This window comes from Holophaga foetida DSM 6591, from assembly GCF_000242615.2.
Taxonomy (GTDB): Bacteria; Acidobacteriota; Holophagae; order Holophagales; family Holophagaceae; genus Holophaga; species Holophaga foetida.
This window is the reverse complement of sequence record NZ_KI912268.1, coordinates 1,468,348-1,486,197: the sequence shown is the minus strand read 5'-3', so window position 1 is coordinate 1,486,197 and position 17,850 is coordinate 1,468,348. Positions and strand designations below refer to the sequence as shown.

The window sequence follows — 17,850 nt, the reverse complement described above, 5'->3', positions numbered from 1 at the left end:
CAGCTACTTGGAAAAGGGGGCCGGCTCGCCGCTGGCCAACTCGTTGGCGACCGCCAAGCTTGGGAAGGTCCCCGCATCTGTCCACCAGCCCTTGAAGGTTCCGAAGCTCATCTGCCCCCGGGAAATGTAGGCGTTGTTGACGTCCGTGATCTCCATCTCGCCACGTCCCGAGGGTTTGACGGTGCGGATGATGCTGAAGACTTCCGCATCGTAGAAATAGATCCCTGTGACGGCCAGATCGGATTTGGGGGTCCTTGGCTTCTCCTCGATGGATAGCACGCGGTCCCCGTCCAGCTCTGCAACCCCGTACCGCTGGGGATCGTGGACCGCCTTGAGGAGGATCCGTGCGCCCTTGCCCCGGGCCTCGAAAGCCCGGACATCGGCCTTGAGGTCATCCTGAAAGATGTTGTCCCCCAGGATCACGCAGATGGAGCAGCTCCCTGCGAAGTTCTCGGCCAGTCCCAGGGCCTGGGCAATGCCCCCGGCCTCGTCCTGGACCTTGTAGGTGAAGCGGCAGCCGAAGTCCTTCCCGCTGCCCAGGAGGCCTACCACATCCCCCATGTGCTCCGTCCCGGTGACGATCAGGATCTCCTCGATGCCAGCCTCTTTGAGCTTCCAGACCGGGTGCCAGATCATGGGGACCGGGCCGACGGGAAGGAGATGTTTGTTCGTCACCTTGGTTAGGGGGTAGAGACGGGAACCCGTGCCTCCTGCGAGAACAACACCCTTCATTGGGAGCTCCTTGGTAAAAATCGGAAACGCTATCACCAACCATGGAGTGTGCGATGCGTAAAATCAAGGCTTGAATGGTTTGGGTGGGGCTGCCCGCCGGGGGGGCGACGGAGGCTCCGGCCAAGCCCTGTATCGCGAAATCAAGATTCAATCCGGTCTTGGGGCCTTGCCAATCTTCCGTAGTATTCGTATTTGGCCCTGATCTTTTCACTTTTGATAATGCTGTTCAGAAAAGCGTATTTATAGTGCTTGTACCGAATCCTGATGCGGTCGATCCCGGCAAGCCAGGTGGTGTGGGGAGGCCCGTAGCACTTGTCGATGTAGAGTCTGCGGCTTGCCTGGAACAGCTTGCCTCCTTCTGCGGATGTGGATTGGCCTCCCAGGTGGATGATCGAAACACTGGGAAGGGCAAAGCACGGAATTCCCTGCCGCCAATACCGGTGTGCCAGCTCGGTGTCTTCGTAATAGAAGAAGAAATCCTCGTCGAATAGGCGCTCGGGGAACATGGCCCGGCGGATCATGAAGAAGGCTCCCTGGGTGCCAGGAACCCGGAGCGGCCCGGTGGCTGTCTTAACCTTTTTCTTCCATCGCCTGGCGTTGATCCCGCCAAGGGTTTGAAGATACTCAAAGCAGAGGCCTGGCAGGGTCAGAAAACCCTGCATCCGACCGTCCTTCCACCGGATGACCGGCGTGGCGACCCCGGCTTCCGGATTCCCTTCAAAGAACTCCCAGAGTGCGACCAGTGCTTCCCGGTTCAGGATCAGATCGGTGTTCATGATGCAGGCATAACGGCTTGAAACGGCTTCCAGTCCGCGGTTCATGCCTCGACCGTACCCCAGGTTCTGATGGGTCTGGATATAGAGGACCTGATCACCCTGGGCCTGCTCCAGCATGGCCTGCGACCCGTCTGTGGAGGCATTGTCGACAACTACGAGGCCGTGGCTGAAGGGAAGGTCGACGGTCCGGAAGAACTGGATGATGGCTTCCGTCAGGCCGCAGGTGTTGTAATTTACGACGATGAACGCGACATCCCTATTCAACGTGACTCCCGGGGAAAAAATCAATGGATTGATGGGCTGATCAGCGCTGTGTAGGTCGCCAGATAGCGATCCGCAACGGAAGAGGGTGAAAACTTCTCGAGTTGTCTGGTCGCTTCCCCCGCGAGGGCGGTCCTGAGGTCAGGGTTTCCTTCCAGTCGCGAAATGGCCCCGGTGAGGGCCTCAGCATCTCCGGGGGGGATCAGGATCCCGGTGCGCTTATGATCGATGAGGTCCGGAATGCCCCCGGCCTCGCTGGCGATGACCGGGATTTCCGCCTGCATGGCTTCCAGGATGCTGGACCCCAGCCCCTCCGAGAGGGATGGAAAGACGAAGAGGTCCAGGATGGCGAGGTAGTTGCCGATGTCCTTCCGGTGTCCCAGCAGCGTCACGTTGGGGAGTGCCGAAGCGGCTTGTTCCAATTCCTGGCGTCGGGGGCCATCTCCCAGGATCAGGAAATGGAGGTGGGGGTGGGTTCCAGCCAGGCGGCTGGCGGCTTCGAAGGTGACGTCATGGCCCTTGTGCGCAAGGAGATTGCCGATCTGGCCCACCAGGAAGCGCCCGGACCATGCCTGCCGCAGCCTGGCGACCTCCGCAGGATCGATCTGGAATCCTGAATAAGTGCTGGGGATGATCCCGGTGGGCACCGGGCCCACGCATGCCTGGACGCTGCTCTCGATGGCCCGGCTAAGGCAGACCACCCGGGCGGCATCCCGGTAGGCCCGGCGGGTGAGAACACCATGGCTCAAAGGGTTATCCACCCGTCGTGTGACGAGGTAGGGGGTGCCGCGGAACTGGTGTTCCAGGGCGGCCCAGTAGATGCTCTTGCCGCAGTGGCCGTGGAGCAGGTCCGTTCCCAGACCCCTGAGGTGGCCGAACAGGAAGTGGGACACTGGGTGGCAGGGGATCCCCTTTTCCCGGGCGCGACGTTCCACTTCCCCCCCCTCACGGCAGACCAGAATCTGCCTAAGTCCCCGTGTGGCGAGTTCCGCAATGAGGTTAAGGGTCTGCTGCTCCCCACCCGAGAAGCCTTTCGCCAGATTGATGTGACAAAGGTACATGGAACTCCTGCGTGGACTGACCCTCAGTCTGGCCTCTTGGGCTGGTCATACATCCAGAGGCTCACGTATTTTATGAAGACTGCGTGCCCGCCCAGGATGGACAACACCAGCCCGGCCTTGCCATCCATAAATCCAGCCCGCAGGACGTACATCCGCAGGAAACGGAAGCTGCCGTGAAGGAGGGCCTGGGATAGGCTGCCCCGCTTGCCCTTGCGTGCCCGCTCTTCCGCCCAAGCCGAGGCATACTTGGCGGCCTTGGTGAGGTGGTGTTCGAGGGTGTCATAGGAAAAGTGGAGGAGGTCGCCCTTCAGGGGCTGGACTTTCATACCAGGTACCCGTTCCAGGTTCTCGTGGACCAGCGCGGCGTTGAAGGTGGTATAGGCGGTGGGGTAGAGCCGCAGGCAATGGTCGGGGTACCAGCCACAGTGCCTGATGAAGCGACCATAGGCCCAGGTGAGCCTGGGGAGGGCATAGACGGTATCGGGGGCGGGACTCGCCAGCGCCGCCTGGATGCTGGCCTTCAGCTCCGGCGTGATCCTTTCGTCGGCGTCCAGCCACAGGCACCAGCCCGTTTTTACATGGGTCTGAGCTTTTTGGCGCTGCTTGCCGAAGCCCTGCCAGTCGGGGTCCCGGATGAAGCGGGCGCCGAAGGAGGCGGCAATTTCCTCGGTGGCATCCGTGCTGCCCGAATCGTAGACCACGATTTCGTCCACCCAGCCCTTCACGGTCTCCAGGCAGGCAGCCAGATGCTTGGCCTCATTCTTGACGATCAGGATGGCGGTGACGCTCATCCCAGGGAAGCCCAGTCCGTGACGTCATACTTGGCCTTGCCCCGGTAGTCGGTGTCGATCTGGGCCAGCTGGAGCTTGCCCGAGAGGTCCTCGTTGACGGCGTGCCAGCGGGTGTAGTGTTCCAGGACCCAGAGGCCGCCCTCCCGGCTGTTGTTGCCGCTCCACCCCGTGCCTCCGAAGGGCATGTGGGCTTCGGCGCCGATGGTCGAGTTGTTGATGGAGGACATGCCCGCCTGGATCTCCCGCTTGAAGCGCTCGATGCACTGGCGATTCTCGGTATAGAGGGCGCTGGAGAGGCCGTAAGGCGTGCCGTTGGCGTAGGCCATGGCCTGGTCGAAGTCGTCCACCGTGCAGATGTTCACCGTGGGACCGAAGGTCTCCTGCTGGAAGATCGCCATCTCGGGAGTGACGCCATCCCAGACGCAGGGCTGCATGTAGGCGCCGTGGCCGATTTCGCCCAGGACCCGGTCATCCCGGTTGTCTTCAGTCCAGTGGGCGCCGCCAGTGAGGAGGGTGGCGCCGTCCTGGCGCCCAAGCTCCCAGTGCTCCTCGAAACGCTTGGCGAAGCGGGGATTGATCATGGGGCCGTAGAAGACCTCCGGGTGGCCGGTAGGATTGCCGACCGTGATCTTGGCCACGGCCTCCAGGAAGCGGGCCTTGAAGGTCTCGGCGATGTCCTTGTGGAGGATCAGGTTGCCCAGGGAGGTGCAGCGCTGTCCCGCGGTGGCGAAGGCGCTGGTGAGGGCGCCATCCAGGGCCAGGTCCAGATCGGCGTCCGGCATCACGATCATGGGGTTCTTGCCCCCCAACTCGAGGCTGGGGCTGATGAGGTTGCGGCCGCAGGCTTCGGCGACGGTCCGTCCGAGGGCCGTGGACCCGGTGAAGCTGAACTTCTGGAAGAAGCCCTTGTCGATGGCCGCCAGGAAGTGCTTGCCGCAGGCCGCATGGCCCTTGCCGTTGACCGTGTTGACCACGCCCGGAGGTAGGCCGGCATCCATCATGGCCCGGACGAAGAGGTAGGCGATGGTGGGGGCCTTCTCCGAGGGCTTCCACACGACGGTATTGCCGCAGAGGATGGCGGGAATGATCTTCCAGCTGGGCACCGCCAGGGGGAAGTTGCTGGAGGCCAGGACGCCCACCACGCCCAGGGGACGCCGATAGGTGCTGAGGGACTTGTCCGGCATCTCGGAGGGGATGGTCTGGCCGTGGAGCCGCCGTCCTTCGCTGTGGAAGTAGTGGCAGGTGTCGATGGCCTCCTGGACCTCGCCCAGGGCCTCCCGCATGGGCTTGCCGACCTCGCGCACGATGACCCGGGCCAGCTTCTCCTTCTGGGCGCTCAAAACCTCACCGATGCGCTGGATGTAGGCTCCGCGCACGGGGGCCGGGACGTCCTTCCAGGTCTTGAAGGCTTCCGCTGCCGCCTTGGCGGCCTTGGCGATATCCCGCTCACTGCACTCGGGGAAAATTCCGACGATGTCGCGGCGATCGGCGGAGGAACGGGCGTCGAAGGAGGGCAGGTCGCCCTCGAGTTCGCGTCCGGCGATCCAGTTGAACCCGATGACGGATTTGCCCACATGGGCCATTTTCGGGACGTTGGGCTTCACGTACATGCAGGCTCCCGGAGTGCGTCTGCCCAGAATAGCTGTGTTTGGAAGAAAAATCCCGGTTCACACCCGTCTTGTTCGCCCCACATTGGAGGGGGAGGTCGGGAATGCGGCGCTTTGACCTGGTGGTGGTGGGGGCCGGGATCGGAGGCGGATCCCTTGTATACAACCTGCTGGCGCAAGGGTTCCGGGGCCGCCTCCTGGTGGTGGACCGGGGCGCAGCGGTGGCCATGGGGGCCACGGGGCTGAGTGCCGGGGGCTTCCGCAACCTCTGGACCACCCCCATCAATCAGCGGCTCTGCACCCACAGCGCAAAAATCCTGGCGCACTTCGCCGAGGAAATGGGGGTTCCCATCGGCTTCCGCCCCAGCGGATACCTCTTCACCCACGGCCCCGAGGCCTGGGCCAGGGTGCCCCTGGCGGCGGAGATCTGGCGCGAGAACGGTGTGCGCTTTGAGTTGCTGAGTCCCGGGGAGATCGAGGATCGGGTTCCCGGTCTGCGCTGCGGGATAGGGGAGGTGGATGAGGAGGTCCGGGAATTCCTGGGACTGGAACCCATCGTGGGTGGGGTCTTCGGGCCGGACTGCGGCAGTTTCGACCCCTCCCAGGCGGCCCAGGGCTATTTCCTGCGGGCCCAGGACCGCTTCCCGGTCCGGCCTGAACTGGGTTTTGGGATCGAGGTGCTATCCCTCCTGTTTGGCAAGGATGGCGCAGTCACCGGTTTGCGCCTCAAGGGCCCTTCGGGGGAAGAGACCGTCGAGGCCGGGCAGGTGGCCCTCTGCACCGGGCCCTGGACCAACGCGCTGCTGCAGGCCTCCGGGTGCCCACCGGAGGAGCTCATGCCGGTGATCAGCCAGAAACGCATGCTTTTCGTGACGGACTTGCCGGGGCAGGACCCGCGCTGGAGGGATATCCCCCTCACCATCGTCGACCAGGGGATCTACTTCAAGGCCGAGGGGGACAACCTGATCCTCGGCAAGGCCCGCAAGGACGCGCCGGACAGCCTGGAAACCACCTTCGAGCCAGACTATTACCTGGAGGAGATCAACCTGGTGCTCCAGGAGCGCATTCCGGCGGTGGCCTCCTGCCGTCTGAAGAGCGGGTGGGCCGGGTTGTACGACACCTGCACCGCCGACCATAACGCGATCCTGGGCTGGCACGATGCCCATGCCGGGCTGCTGCTCCAGGTGGGCTACAGCGGGCATGGCGCCATGGAAAGTCCGGCGGCGGGAGTGTGCCTGGCGGAGCTGGTGCTGGACGGAGCCTATCGGACCCACGACTGCCGGCCCCTGCGGGGGAGCCGCTTCCGGGAGAAGGATCTGGTGGAGGAAAGGATTGTGATCTAAACCTTGAACTGTGCCACGCCCTGGAGCAACTGGTCGGAGATCTGGGCCAACTCTTCGGCGGTGCTGCGGATATCCCGGGTGGAGGCCGCCATCTGGGTCGCCGCCGAGGCGTTCTGGGTGGCTTCCATGGCTGTTCTTTCCACCTGGCGGGCGGACTCGCCGCTGGTGACGGCCTGCTGCTCGGAGGCGGTCCCGATTTCTGTGGAGATGTCCGCCAGCTTTTCGATCTGTCTCCGGATGGTCTCCAGGACCTCCACTGAGGCGGCCACCCGGGTCTGCCCCTCCTGGACCGCCAGATTGCTCTGATCGATGAGGGCACTGATCTCCCGGGCTGCGAGGCCCGAACGCTCGGCCAGCTTGCGCACCTCCTCGGCCACCACCGCGAAGCCCTTCCCATGGGTGCCCGCCTTGGCGGCCTCGATGGCGGCGTTCAGGCTCAGCAGGTTGGTCTGACGGGCAATATCCTGGATGACCCTGACTGCCGCGATCATCTTGCCGGTTGCGGCATGGATGGCCTCCATTGCCTGGGTGGCGGAGGCACCCGCCTCGACGCCGGACCCCACGGTCTGCACGCCTTCCTCCGCCATGGAGCGGGTCGTGCGGGCGTTGGTGGAGACCTCTTCGATGGAGGCGGAGAGTTCGGTGATGGCAGAGGCCAGCTGCTCGGTGGCCTGTTCCTGGCGATCGGCACCCTCACTGATCTCGTGGGTCGTGGCGGCCATTTCCGTGGCAGCCTGGGAGAGCTGGATGGAGCCCGCCGCCACCCGTTCCGCCTGGGCTGCCAGGGCCTTGAATATCTCTCGGAACTTGGCGTTGTAAGCATTGAAGGTGGTGGCAGCCTCTCCGATCTCATCCTGAGTATCCACCTGGAGGGTCGCGGTCAGATCGCTGTTGTGCATCCCCTGGACCAGGGCATCGAGGGGTTGGGTGATCTGTCGGGTGAGGATGCGGGTGAGGATGGCAATGGCGGCTAGGGAGACCAGCAGGATGGCCAGGGTGCTCCAAAGTCCCCTGGTGGTCTCGCTCAGCAGGGCATCGGACCGTTCCCGTGCGTTGGCCAGTTCTTGGAGTTCCACCTCTCTCAGGTCATTGATCTTGGTGGTGGCTTGGGCAAAAAAGGCCTGGGGGTCAATGCCGAAATGGCCCACGGCCGCCTGGTCGATGGCTTGGTTGAAGTGCTGATTCACCGCCTCCCAGTGGGGCTGCAACCGCTTCTCCTTCATGAGGGCGAGGCTTCCAGGGCTGAGGATTAGGGCCCTGGAGTTCAGGTTGCCATCCACGAGGGCCTGGATCGAGAGAAGTTGGCGGCGCTGTTCCGCGGGCAGGGGCTTGTCCACCGCCAGGATGTTGCTCAGCAGGGCCCGCATCTGGCCCATGGATTCCTTGGCGGTTTCCAGGATGGTGAGGGAGACGAAGACCTTGCCGATGCCCTTGGTGGTGGGGGCGTTGGCCGCCGCAGCCTCGAGGTCGATGAGGCACTTGATATTCTCGGAATAGGCCTTCCGGGCCGTGGCCGCATCGTTCTTCTCCTGCACGAGGTTTCGGGTGGACGCAATGGACCCCAGGGCCGCCCGGACCCCCTGGACCTTCTCGGGTGACAGGCTGGTGGTTTCCAGGCTTCGCTGCAGGGCAGGGAGGGTCAGGTCCGTGACGGCCCGCTGTTCCTGGACCTTCTGTAGGGGAACGCCATTCCCGAGATAGAGGGAGCTGAGTCCCCTTTCCTTCTGGATTTCATGGACGGAGGCCGCTGCATGCTGGATGAGGTCCAGGTTGGCCTGCACCCCCAGGGCCATCCGGCGGGTCTCTAGGGCCTGGCGGGAAGTCTGAAAACTTTGGAAAAGAAAGGCTGCGGTGGGAACGGCGGCGATGAGCAGAATCTTTCTGGAGATGCGCATGTGGTATTCCCTGGCTTGGGTCGTGGATGAAGGTAATTCATTCCTGAATGTTCTTTATATAATAATATCCAGGCAAGTAAGAATAACCAAGCCTTCCGCGGCTTTTTTACAAGGATTCAACGAGGTATTCGGTGGAAATTTCAAACCTTTCCTGGTGTAGGGGCCTGTCGGGTACCATGGACTTTCTGCTGGAGTCGCTTTGTTCGATAGCCTTCCCATCGCCACCATCCTTGTCAGCTACGTCGCCGTCCTCTTTGCCCTGAGCGTCCACGAGGCTTCCCACGCCACCGCCGCCTACCTGTTGGGGGACGACACGGCCAAGCATCTGGGTCGCATGACCCTGAACCCCGTCGCCCACATTGATTGGATCGGCACCGTGCTGATGCCCCTTATCGGTGCCATCAGTGGTTTCAACGTATTGGGTTGGGCCAAGCCCGTTCCCGTGGATACCTCGCGCCTTACCCGCCGCTTCCGTGCCCGCGTGGGCTATGCCATGGTGGCGGCGGCGGGCCCGGCGTCCAATCTTGTGCAATCGCTCGTTTTCCTGGTCGCGCTCTGTCTATACATCCGGGTGGGCTTCCCCGGGCTTCCCTCCCTGGGGCTCCTCGGGGCCAGCATGGGGTATCCCGTGGAGGAATTGTTGAAGATCCCCGGCCTTCCCGCCGGGCAGGTTCTGGTGCTGACCCTGCTGGGACATCTGGTCTGGATCAATCTCGGGCTTGCGATCTTCAATTTGATCCCCTTCGGCCCACTCGATGGCGCAGGCATCCTGCGCGGTTTCTTGCCCTTCCGCTGGCTGGCTCCCTTCGATCGGGCCCAGCCCACCATCACCATTATCCTGCTGGTGCTCTTCATGGTGGGTGCCCTGAAATACATCCTCGGGCCCTTCTTCATGCTGGCGGAACTGGTCTACATCAACCCCCTTGCCCGTCTCATCCTTGGAGTCTGATTCATGCAGCGTGTGCTTTCCGGCGTCCAGCCATCCGGTTCCCTCCATCTCGGCAACCTCGTGGGGGCCATCGAGAATTACGTCAAGCTCCAGGACGACTACCAGACCTTCTACATGATCGCGGACTGGCATGCCCTGACCTCCAAGTTCGACAAGGTGGGCGAGATCCTGCCGGCCTGTCTCGAGGTCACCGCCACCTTCCTGGCCGCTGGCCTGGACCCGAACCGTTCGGCCATCTTCATGCAGTCCCTGGTGAAGGAGCACGCTGAACTGCACCTCCTCTTCTCCATGATGACGCCCCTCTCCTGGCTGGAGCGGGTGCCTACCTACAAGGAGAAACTCCAGAATTCCGTGGCGGATCTGGGCAGCTATGGCTTCATGGGCTACCCCCTGCTTCAGGCGGCGGACATCGTCATCTACAAGGCCAACAAGGTGCCCGTGGGTGAGGACCAGCTCTTCCATCTGGAACTCTGCCGCGAGGTCCTGCGCCGCTTCCACTTCCTATACGAAACCGAGATCTTCCCCGAGCCCCAGGCGGTGCTGACCCAGGCGGCCAAGGTGCCGGGCCTGGACGGCCGGAAGATGTCCAAGACCTACGAGAACTGCATCTATCTGAGGGATACTCCGGAGGTGATCCTCCAGAAGTGCACCCGGCAGATGGCCTCCGACACCGCCCGTGTGCGCAAGACCGATGCGGGGAATCCCAGCATCTGCACCGTCTTCGAATTCCACAAGCTCTTCAGCACCCCTGCCACCTGTGAGGAGGTGAATACCGAGTGCCGACGTGCTGGCATCGGCTGTTTCGACTGCAAGAAGCGCCTGGCGGAGGCCGTGACCGCCCGGGTCGAACCCGTGCGGGTGAAGATCGAGGACCACCTGGCCAAGCCTGATGGCCTGCGCGACATCCTCCGGGATGGCAGCGCCAGGGCTCGAGCTGTCGCCCAGGAGACGATGGTGCAGGTCCGTGAAGCCATGCAGATGCCTTCTTTCTGACACGGCGCCGCATTTTTGCTTGCTTTTCTCGTTGCTGGTGATAGACTGAATTCTGCTCTGACGGTTCCTTAGCTCAGTTGGTTAGAGCATCTGACTCTTAATCAGAGGGTCCCCGGTTCGAGCCCGGGAGGAACCACCAGCAAAAAGCCCTGAAACCTAACGGTTTTGGGGCTTTTCTTTATGTTTTATCAGGCTGTTTTCTGAGTGTGCCCATGGCTCTTGGGCACACATTGGGCACACCGTCAGGAAGTGCGGGGGGCAAGCCAGGAGGCAGAACTAGACGCGATCGCTCTTCCATCGCTTGCACTCCCCCCGGGGGGGGGAGCTCAAACAATGCAAAGTCGATTTTCTGGAAATGGCACGTAGAGGCCGTACGAGCTGTGCAGTCCCCTCGATCCCGGGCTCCAGATCCCCAGAAGGACCCGTCAGGGGGGGGTGGGGCCATCATGCCCCCTCCCTTGCCCCCCTGGAACTCTAGGAGTCTGAGAAGGCATGCATTTCTTGCCCCATGTGTAGGCATTAAGGTGGGCTCGTGCGATACCCCTTGGCTTCGCCCCCCCGGCAGAGGACCCGCCCCGCTTGATGGGTCACTCCTCGCCTTGGGCTGGAGCCGGGTAGCGGGTCCGCTGGGACCGGTAGACCAGGCGCAGGCATGAGCGGCACCCCCAGGTGTCCCCGGCATCGTTCAGGTAGACGGCAGAAGCGCGGCAACCGCATGAGCAGCGGAACCACCAGGCCCGCCCCCCGAAAGGTAGAGGGCGGGGCACCAGGTCCACCCATTGAATGGACGGGCCACCTCGGGGCCTCCGCCAGGTCAGGCGGAGCATGTGAGGGGGGCCAAGTAGGAGGGCCACTGTGAGGCCTCCGGCTTCCACCCCCTGAGATACCCATCTCGTCCTCGGCACCTGGGCCACCCTGACCACCGGGCGGCCCTCTACCGTCGAAAGAGTCTTCTGGCTCATGCAGCCGCCCTCCTGGGGGCGATCCCTGCCCGGCGCTCTGCCTCCGCCCTGGGCAGCCCGGCCTCATGCTCCAGGATGGCGGCCCGCTCCTCCCGGAGCTCCTGGGCATCCTCTGGAGGCAAGCCAGAGCAGAGGGCCTCCAGGGTGGGGTCTTCGATCAGGGAGAGGATGGGGGCCTTCCATGCCTTCAGTCGGCTCATCAGGTCAGGCGACAAGGGGGCCGGGCTCTCGTAGTGGAGGTGGCCCAAGTGTGCCCAGAGGATCACACCCTGGGCACGGGCTTGGATGATGGCCTCCTGGGCATCTCCCGCAGCGGTCACAGCACACCTGTGAAAAGAGTTTCGGGGTTGGTGATCGTCCGACCGTCCGATTGACCGAAATTTAGTGCTGGTGCGGGTTTGGCTTCGGACGGTTCATTTTCGGTGATCGTCCGACATGCGGGATCGTCCGAATGATCGTCCGAAGGCTCAGGGGCCGGGTAAGCCAGGTGGAGCATCCGGCCATTCTTCTTGGACCCGTCCCGCCCGTCCGGATTCACCTCCCACCCCTGGAGCCGGAGGACCGGGGCGATGCGGCGGAGGCGTTGGGAAAGGTGATTCGCGGCAGGCGGCCACACCATCCCGGTGGGGATCGTGCTGGGCCTCTTCTCGATCAGTCGGCGCAGCTCACTGGCGGTCCCTGTGAAGCTCCAGAATCCGGCCCGGTGCTGGACCAGTTCAGCCAGGGCGATGGCCAGGGGGTCACCTTCGGCCACATTGGCGGCCACACTCTCCCGGGCCTGGTCTGAGATACGGGCGAAGGTGCCCGGCTCCCATCCAAGGGCAGGCTCTGCGGCGGCCATGAGCTTGGCGCTCTGAGCCATCCTGGGGAGGCGGTCCAGGGCGACCGTGGGGAGGCGGTCCAGGGCTGAAGCCAGCACATCCAAGAGGGCCCCCAGGACCCCGGGAAGTGCCTCCTGGAAATCCGCGTCCATCTCGTCCCTGGCTCGCATCCTCTCCGGGTCGATCCTGTGCAGGGTGACACTGAAAGCCCGGTCCGCCAGGTCGGACCTAGTGAGCTGCTCAGAGATGCCGTTCAGGATTATGGGGGCGGCCACCCGGAACACCATCTCATCGTCATCGGTATAGAGAGCCCGGCAAGCATAGCCGGTATCAAGGGCCAGGGCGCACAGGGCGTCCGGTAGCCACTCCGGGGGGCTGCTCAGGTTGTCGAAGGTCAGGACATGGGCATTCTTGGCGGCAATGAAGAGGTCCTTCTCTTCCTTGGGTACCTTGCGGAGCGGAGCCACGTTGGGGTCAATCAGAGCCCGAGCATAGCGGGTGGCGGTGCTTTTGGCGGCCCCGGGCTCACCGCCGAAGACCAGCACCGGGTATTCCCGCCCGGCGGAGATGGCGGCCAGTGCCCAGGCCACCACCATGCGGAAAGAATCTTCATCGCAGTTGAAGAAGGGGCGAAGGGCCTCCACTTGGCCACCCCGAACCGGAACCGGGAGGGCCATCATCCCTGGGGATCGGGTGAAGCGGATCGGGGATGATGCGGCGGGGATGATGCGCCAGGCCTGGGGGGCGATCTCTGCCACCTCCCATGAAGGGGTGCAGAGGTCCAGGAAGACCCGCCCCTCAAACCGGGCCACCCTCCGTGCCGTGGGGAACACCCGCTTGGATGCGGATGCCTCGGCCACCAGGTTGGCTAAGGCATCCTTCATGGCACTTGAGCCCAGGGCCCGGCGCTCGGAGCGGTAGAAGAGACCCCCCAGCCATCGCCCCGCTGGGGAGCCGGGATCGGCCCTGAGGCGGTAATGCTCCACATGGTCCTCAACGGGCACCGTGATGAAAGCCGTGTCCGCATCATCCAGCCAGGCGACAGCCCCGGCGGAGGCGGCCAAGCGGAGGGCGATAGTTGCCTGAGAAGCCTTGGGGGCCTTGGGGGCCGGAGGGGCTCCAGCAGGTGCAGGAGCGGCCTGGTTGTCAGCCGAAGAGGGCGAGCCAGGAGAGAGGCGGGGGCCTTCTCTCAGGAGGTGCCCGCGATCCTGGCAGAGGGGGGCGGCCCGATCTACCGCTCGCTGAATCTCCGCAGTGCTCCAGAGGGGCTGGCACCGGGGGTTGTAAAACCGCTCCAGGAAGTCCACTGCATGGCCATTGGTCAGGTCATAGCCGTCCGTGATCTTTAGGGCGGCAGTGAAGAGGGCATGGCTACCGTCCTGGCCCTGGATGGAGGGTTCCAGGGTGTCCAGGTAGCGGCGCACTTGGTCAGAGTCCGGGGCGGTCCTGCGGGTGCTGGAGGGTTGGGCCTTGGGCTCCTGGGCCTGCGGCTCTTTCCTGGCTCGCTGGGCCTTCTCCTGGGGTGGGAATGCCTCCCGGATCTCCTCCCGGCTGTAGCGGGGGCCATCCACCAGCACCAGGCGCACCGGGAGGGGCTGGTCTTTCCTGTGCTCGAACCCCGGGAGGCGCAGCACCCGGGCAACCTCGCAGGCGGCCCGGTCGGCTCCGAAGATGGAGAGAGCCGCCTGGAGGCCTCGCAGCTCGGCTTCATGCTCCAGCCTCCGGGCCTCCTCCGGGCAGGGCATGGGCTCATGGGGCAGCCAATAGAGATGCCAACCGCCGGGGGTCTGCACGGCCATGGTTGGCGGCAGGGGCACCCGGGCCAAGTCGAAGGGTTCAGAGGCGTCTTTTGTGTCCAGGTCGGCATGCCAGCCCCGGAGGGCCTGGATGTGGGCTTTGGTGCGGCCCCTCCCATCGGTGCGGTTCACGGTCAGGAAGATGCCCGCCCCTGCCTGGTTCAGTCGCTCCAGTTCTGCGGCGGCCCCGTCCAGGTCTTGGGGCCAGTGCTTGGCCAGGCTCCCATCCTTGCGGGTCTTGTCCTCATCAAAGGTCTGCCAGTGCTGGGGGCGGAGCCACGCATCCTCAGGGGCGCACTCCTCCAGGCAAGCCAGGAAGGGCAGGGCCTCCCGCACCAGGCGTTCACGAAGGCCGGTCATCGGGCCACCTCCGCCAGGTTCCGTTCCTTCAGGTAGGCACCAACCACCCCGGCCAGGAGGTCGAAATCAGAGGTTCGGCCCCGCAGGCGCTCCAGGAGGGTTTCGGGGGTGGGCAGCATCTCGATAGCCTTGAGGCGGTCCAGCTCCTCCAGGGCGAGGGCCACGGCGACAGCGGGGCAGATCGCGGGGGCGGTCATTGGGTCACCTTCTCGGCTCGCTTGGTCTCCATCTTCTCGATGTCCTCCAGGGTGAGAAGGTCAGCCTTCCCATCTCTCCACCAGCCCAGACGAACCCTTGTTCCACCTTGGCGGCGCAGCTCGTTCAGGAGCGGATAGGAAAGGTCGCTCGCAAAGGTCGGCAATGGGTTGATCAAGATCCCGCCTTCGCCGTCGAAATCAGCGGCCACAACACAGAGCGGGAAGATGGATAGGCACCCCTCGAACCATCCTCCAGGGGCTGCGGATCGGGCTTGGTCCAGGAGTTCCGCAGCCATCGCATCCGCTTGGCGGGAGAGTTCCACAAAAACAGGGTCAGGAGTAGAATGGTTTCCAGCGTTCCCGCGCTGTTCTTGGTTCTTGGGGGTCTGCATCAGCGGGCCCCTTTCTTCTTCTTGGGCTTCGCCAGGGGCAGAGGGCGGCCCTCCAAGGCCCAGGCGTGGAAAGCAGCCCCGGCCATGAACTCCAGGGCGGGGCGGTGGAAGTTCAGCATTACCCGGGCCTGGCCCTTCGGGCCTTCCTCCTGGAGCTGGACCACCCGGGAGGCGCATTCCTTGGCCTTCTTGCGCCAGTCGGAGAGGATGGAGGCGGCCAGGATCTCCGGGGCCATCATGAGCCCCACGGCCTCATGTCGCAGCCGGTAGGCCAGGATCTCGGGGCAGGGGAACCAGATCAGGGCCTGATACTCCTCGCAAGAAACTACCACCTGGTCTTCATCGCGAGCCAGGGAGCAGCCAACGGCGCGGGCGGCCTCGATGGCGTGGACGTAAGCGGGGTTGTCATAGGTGTGTTCGGCTCCCATCTCAGGCCTCCAGCGCATCGGCCTGGGCCGTGTTCGTGACGGTCCGGGAGTTGAGCCAGGCTTCCAGGTCGGAACGGCGGTATCGAACACACCGGCCCACCTTGAGGAAGGCGGGGCCCGTGCCCTTGCATCGCCAGTCGGCAAGGGTCAGAACCGAGACGTTGAGCACTCCAGCGGCGTGTAGGGAATCCAGCAGAGCCGGGGGGTGGGGCTCCTGGTGGATGGGTTGGGATTGTGTGTTCTGTGCCATGTCTGGCCTCCATGGGCGGTATGCCCTGGAGGCAGGTTCGAGCCGCAGCGGAGAGGACGGCCCTGTCGCGCTCATCATGTTTTGCGGGTGGAGTTCAACACCATCAAGCCGGGTGGGCTTTGCACCATCGGCGGTAAGCCTGTTGTCCCGCTTCCAAGCCCCAATCCTTGCCGGGGGCCAAGTGGAAGAGGATCACCTGAACGATGGGGAGCACATGCTCCCGGGGGCATCCATTTCGGGCTAGGCATTCAGCAACAGCAGTCGTAAGGGCCCCAGGTAAATCGGTCAGTGGCCTGAAAAAGGATGTCTTCTGCCTAGCTCGCTCCGCCTTGATGGCTCCAGCGAGGGCCCCCAGTTGCTCCGCAAGGCCCGCCAGCGCGTACAGCTCTTCAATACCTGCCCCGGTATCTTCTGGCACAGATGCACTTTGTCCGTCCGGATTCATCTCTAGAATGCCTTTGAACCACTGCCCGCCCCGACAGGCCCTCCACCCCGGGGATGGGGCACCGCCAGCAGAGATTGCAACCTCCTGGAGCAGCCCCGATGCCTCGGGAGGCAGGGATGAGCACAGGCGAGCCAGGGTGGTGGCGGCCTGCTGGATCTCGTGAAAGCGGTTCTCCAGCGCCTTGCAGGTCGTAGAAGGGGGGAAGTATCGTTGGCGAGCGTAGGCAATAGCAAAGCCCTGGGCGAGGCTCGCAAGGCCTGGAGCTGGGTTCACCTTTTTCGCCCCTGAGGGGTCCAGTTCGATCAGGGTGTATCCCACCCGAAGGGGCTTGCCCTCCACCCCCCAGCACCTAGCGGCGCTCTCACGGTGGAGGGGGGATAGTGCTTCCCCTCCATCAAGAGGGGGCTTGGTCAGCTTGGCCTCCAGCCCTTTCATGTCGGACTTCTCTACCAGCTCTTTGCACATGCGTCCGAAAAGGTCTTCCAGGACTTCGAAGCGCTTCACTGCACCCTCCTACCGGATGCCCTACAAGGTTTCGGCGCGGCGGGCCCGTGTAGGAGCGGGCTTTCGGCGGCCAAACCTAGCCGCGCCGATGGTCATATTACGACAGGTGCAGATTGCCGGGGGGGGCAAGCCAGGTGGGGGAGCCCCCCGCAGGGTTTCGGACGATCAACCACCCTTCGGACGATCACCTATTTTTGATTGTCCGAACGGAGAGGCGCACCAGTTCTGCATTTCGGACGGTCGGACGATCGGACGATCCTCTTTCTCTTTCCCGATTATCCACATGCCTCCGAAACCAGGAGGCGGACAGGGTGAGGCGGGGTATTTGTGACTGCGGCGAACAAGGCAGGGAAGATGGCCTGGAGGTTGAAGCGGCGATTGAAACGGAACTGGTGTTCGGCAAGGTATCTGGGCAGATGCCGTGCGCTACACCAGCGACAGACGCCGAGGATGTTGCCCTTCAGGTTGGAGATGACGGTGTTCACGGCCTGAAAGGCCTCCATCTTGGAACCCTTCCAACCCCCTTCACTTTTGATGGGTTCGTGGGAGGCTCCAGATGCGGCGACGCCACGAAAGCAGTGAAGGCCATCCGATACGACGTGAGTTCCAGGGTCCAGGGCCTTCTTGGCCCATGCCTCGATCGTCTCAATTTTGAAGTCCGTCACGGCTTTGAGCACGGTATAGATGACCTGCCTGTGGTTCTCCATCGCTGTTTGGACCGCAACCAGGAAGGGCTGCTTCCCGGGAGCCCCACGGCCACGCTTGCCTCCGTGGGTAGCTCCACCCGCATAGGCATCATCGATCTCAACCCGATCCTTGAGCTTCCGGCTCGATTCCGCAGCACTCATGGCGCAAAGGATCTTCTGCTTCAGGTAGTAGGCAGTGGGGTATCTGACACCCAGATAACGCTTGAGTTCCAGGGCAGAAATCGAGTGTTTGCCGTGTGAAAGCCGATACATGGCCTCGAACCAGGTCCTCAGTGGGAGGTGGCTGGACTCCATGACGGTCCCCACGGTGACAGATGTCTGGTGGTGGCAAGCCTTGCACTGGAACAACTGCCGAGGAACCAAGAAGTAAGCCCCGCCACTACCACACTTCGGGCATTGGAACCCGTGTGGCCACTTTGCCTTCACCATTGCGTCCCTGCACTGCACTTCTGTGCCATACCGGGCTTGGAAATCCCGAAAGGACAGACCCTTCTGGAACTGGATCCGATTGATCGCCATGGAACACCTCCATGACTCGAAGGTTCGGTCCCATGGCGCGACAAATCCTGTCCAAAACCCG

Annotated in this window: 18 protein-coding genes and 1 tRNA gene; 4 read left to right on the top strand and 15 right to left on the bottom strand. The window is 63.4% G+C overall.

Annotated elements, in window-relative coordinates:
- Window positions 1–3: 3 nt before the first annotated feature.
- From HOLFODRAFT_RS0206440 to HOLFODRAFT_RS0206420, 5 genes are all read right to left on the bottom strand, one after another.
- Complete coding sequence (locus tag HOLFODRAFT_RS0206440) at window positions 4–732, bottom strand: sugar phosphate nucleotidyltransferase (protein ID WP_005036546.1); 729 nt, start codon at window positions 730–732, stop codon at window positions 4–6.
- 140 nt (window positions 733–872) lie between these two features.
- Complete coding sequence (locus HOLFODRAFT_RS0206435) at window positions 873–1,772, bottom strand: glycosyltransferase (protein ID WP_005036547.1); 900 nt, start codon at window positions 1,770–1,772, stop codon at window positions 873–875.
- Between the two features lie 20 nt (window positions 1,773–1,792).
- Window positions 1,793–2,830 carry a glycosyltransferase gene (locus HOLFODRAFT_RS0206430; RefSeq protein ID WP_005036548.1) on the bottom strand — a complete coding sequence of 346 codons (1,038 nt, stop codon included), beginning with the start codon at window positions 2,828–2,830 and terminating at the stop codon, window positions 1,793–1,795.
- Window positions 2,831–2,853: 23 nt separating this feature from the next.
- Window positions 2,854–3,621, bottom strand: a complete 768-nt coding sequence (locus HOLFODRAFT_RS0206425; protein WP_005036549.1) for a glycosyltransferase family 2 protein — start codon at window positions 3,619–3,621, stop codon at window positions 2,854–2,856.
- Complete coding sequence (locus HOLFODRAFT_RS0206420; RefSeq protein WP_005036551.1) at window positions 3,618–5,231, bottom strand: aldehyde dehydrogenase family protein; 1,614 nt, start codon at window positions 5,229–5,231, stop codon at window positions 3,618–3,620. Before HOLFODRAFT_RS0206420 ends, HOLFODRAFT_RS0206425 begins: the two co-directional genes overlap by 4 nt.
- Window positions 5,232–5,332: 101 nt before the next feature.
- Between HOLFODRAFT_RS0206420 and HOLFODRAFT_RS0206415 the strand changes: the two genes are divergently transcribed.
- Window positions 5,333–6,571 carry an NAD(P)/FAD-dependent oxidoreductase gene (locus tag HOLFODRAFT_RS0206415; RefSeq protein WP_005036553.1) on the top strand — a complete coding sequence of 413 codons (1,239 nt, stop codon included), beginning with the start codon at window positions 5,333–5,335 and terminating at the stop codon, window positions 6,569–6,571.
- Here the strand turns inward: HOLFODRAFT_RS0206415 and HOLFODRAFT_RS0206410 are convergent.
- Window positions 6,568–8,466 carry a methyl-accepting chemotaxis protein gene (locus HOLFODRAFT_RS0206410; protein WP_005036554.1) on the bottom strand — a complete coding sequence of 633 codons (1,899 nt, stop codon included), beginning with the start codon at window positions 8,464–8,466 and terminating at the stop codon, window positions 6,568–6,570. The genes HOLFODRAFT_RS0206415 and HOLFODRAFT_RS0206410 overlap by 4 nt on opposite strands.
- Window positions 8,467–8,665: 199 nt before the next feature.
- Here HOLFODRAFT_RS0206410 and HOLFODRAFT_RS19765 point away from each other — a divergent pair, with 199 nt between their 5' ends.
- The 3 genes from HOLFODRAFT_RS19765 (at window position 8,666) to HOLFODRAFT_RS0206395 (ending at window position 10,547) form a co-directional block, all read left to right on the top strand.
- Window positions 8,666–9,415: a site-2 protease family protein gene (locus tag HOLFODRAFT_RS19765; protein ID WP_005036555.1), complete on the top strand. Its 750-nt coding sequence runs from the start codon at window positions 8,666–8,668 to the stop codon at window positions 9,413–9,415.
- Between the two features lie 3 nt (window positions 9,416–9,418).
- Window positions 9,419–10,408 (top strand): tryptophan--tRNA ligase, encoded by a 990-nt coding sequence (gene trpS / locus HOLFODRAFT_RS0206400; protein WP_005036556.1) that lies wholly within the window; start codon window positions 9,419–9,421, stop codon window positions 10,406–10,408.
- A gap of 62 nt (window positions 10,409–10,470) precedes the next feature.
- Window positions 10,471–10,547: transfer RNA gene (locus tag HOLFODRAFT_RS0206395), tRNA-Lys, on the top strand.
- 448 nt (window positions 10,548–10,995) lie between these two features.
- Here HOLFODRAFT_RS0206395 and HOLFODRAFT_RS24405 read toward each other — a convergent pair.
- The 9 genes from HOLFODRAFT_RS24405 to HOLFODRAFT_RS0206355 all read right to left on the bottom strand — a co-directional run bounded on the left by HOLFODRAFT_RS24405 (window position 10,996) and on the right by HOLFODRAFT_RS0206355 (window position 17,789).
- Window positions 10,996–11,370, bottom strand: a complete 375-nt coding sequence (locus tag HOLFODRAFT_RS24405) for a hypothetical protein (protein WP_005036557.1) — start codon at window positions 11,368–11,370, stop codon at window positions 10,996–10,998.
- Complete coding sequence (locus tag HOLFODRAFT_RS0206390; RefSeq protein WP_005036558.1) at window positions 11,367–11,690, bottom strand: hypothetical protein; 324 nt, start codon at window positions 11,688–11,690, stop codon at window positions 11,367–11,369. The genes HOLFODRAFT_RS24405 and HOLFODRAFT_RS0206390 overlap by 4 nt, the downstream gene beginning before the upstream one ends.
- Window positions 11,687–14,347: a DNA-primase RepB domain-containing protein gene (locus tag HOLFODRAFT_RS22750; RefSeq protein WP_005036560.1), complete on the bottom strand. Its 2,661-nt coding sequence runs from the start codon at window positions 14,345–14,347 to the stop codon at window positions 11,687–11,689. The genes HOLFODRAFT_RS0206390 and HOLFODRAFT_RS22750 overlap by 4 nt, the downstream gene beginning before the upstream one ends.
- Window positions 14,344–14,544 carry a hypothetical protein gene (locus tag HOLFODRAFT_RS0206380; protein WP_005036562.1) on the bottom strand — a complete coding sequence of 67 codons (201 nt, stop codon included), beginning with the start codon at window positions 14,542–14,544 and terminating at the stop codon, window positions 14,344–14,346. Before HOLFODRAFT_RS0206380 ends, HOLFODRAFT_RS22750 begins: the two co-directional genes overlap by 4 nt.
- Window positions 14,541–14,936: a hypothetical protein gene (locus tag HOLFODRAFT_RS0206375; RefSeq protein ID WP_005036564.1), complete on the bottom strand. Its 396-nt coding sequence runs from the start codon at window positions 14,934–14,936 to the stop codon at window positions 14,541–14,543. Before HOLFODRAFT_RS0206375 ends, HOLFODRAFT_RS0206380 begins: the two co-directional genes overlap by 4 nt.
- Complete coding sequence (locus HOLFODRAFT_RS0206370; RefSeq protein WP_005036565.1) at window positions 14,936–15,364, bottom strand: hypothetical protein; 429 nt, start codon at window positions 15,362–15,364, stop codon at window positions 14,936–14,938. The genes HOLFODRAFT_RS0206375 and HOLFODRAFT_RS0206370 overlap by 1 nt, the downstream gene beginning before the upstream one ends.
- Window position 15,365: 1 nt before the next feature.
- A complete protein-coding gene (locus HOLFODRAFT_RS0206365; protein WP_005036566.1) occupies window positions 15,366–15,614 on the bottom strand; it encodes a helix-turn-helix transcriptional regulator in 249 nt (82 codons plus the stop codon).
- Between the two features lie 103 nt (window positions 15,615–15,717).
- Window positions 15,718–16,563, bottom strand: a complete 846-nt coding sequence (locus HOLFODRAFT_RS0206360; protein ID WP_005036567.1) for a hypothetical protein — start codon at window positions 16,561–16,563, stop codon at window positions 15,718–15,720.
- A gap of 275 nt (window positions 16,564–16,838) precedes the next feature.
- The gene (locus tag HOLFODRAFT_RS0206355; protein ID WP_005036503.1) at window positions 16,839–17,789 is read right to left on the bottom strand and encodes an IS1595 family transposase; all 951 of its coding nucleotides are present in this window, start codon (window positions 17,787–17,789) and stop codon (window positions 16,839–16,841) included.
- Between the last annotated feature and the right edge of the window lie 61 nt (window positions 17,790–17,850).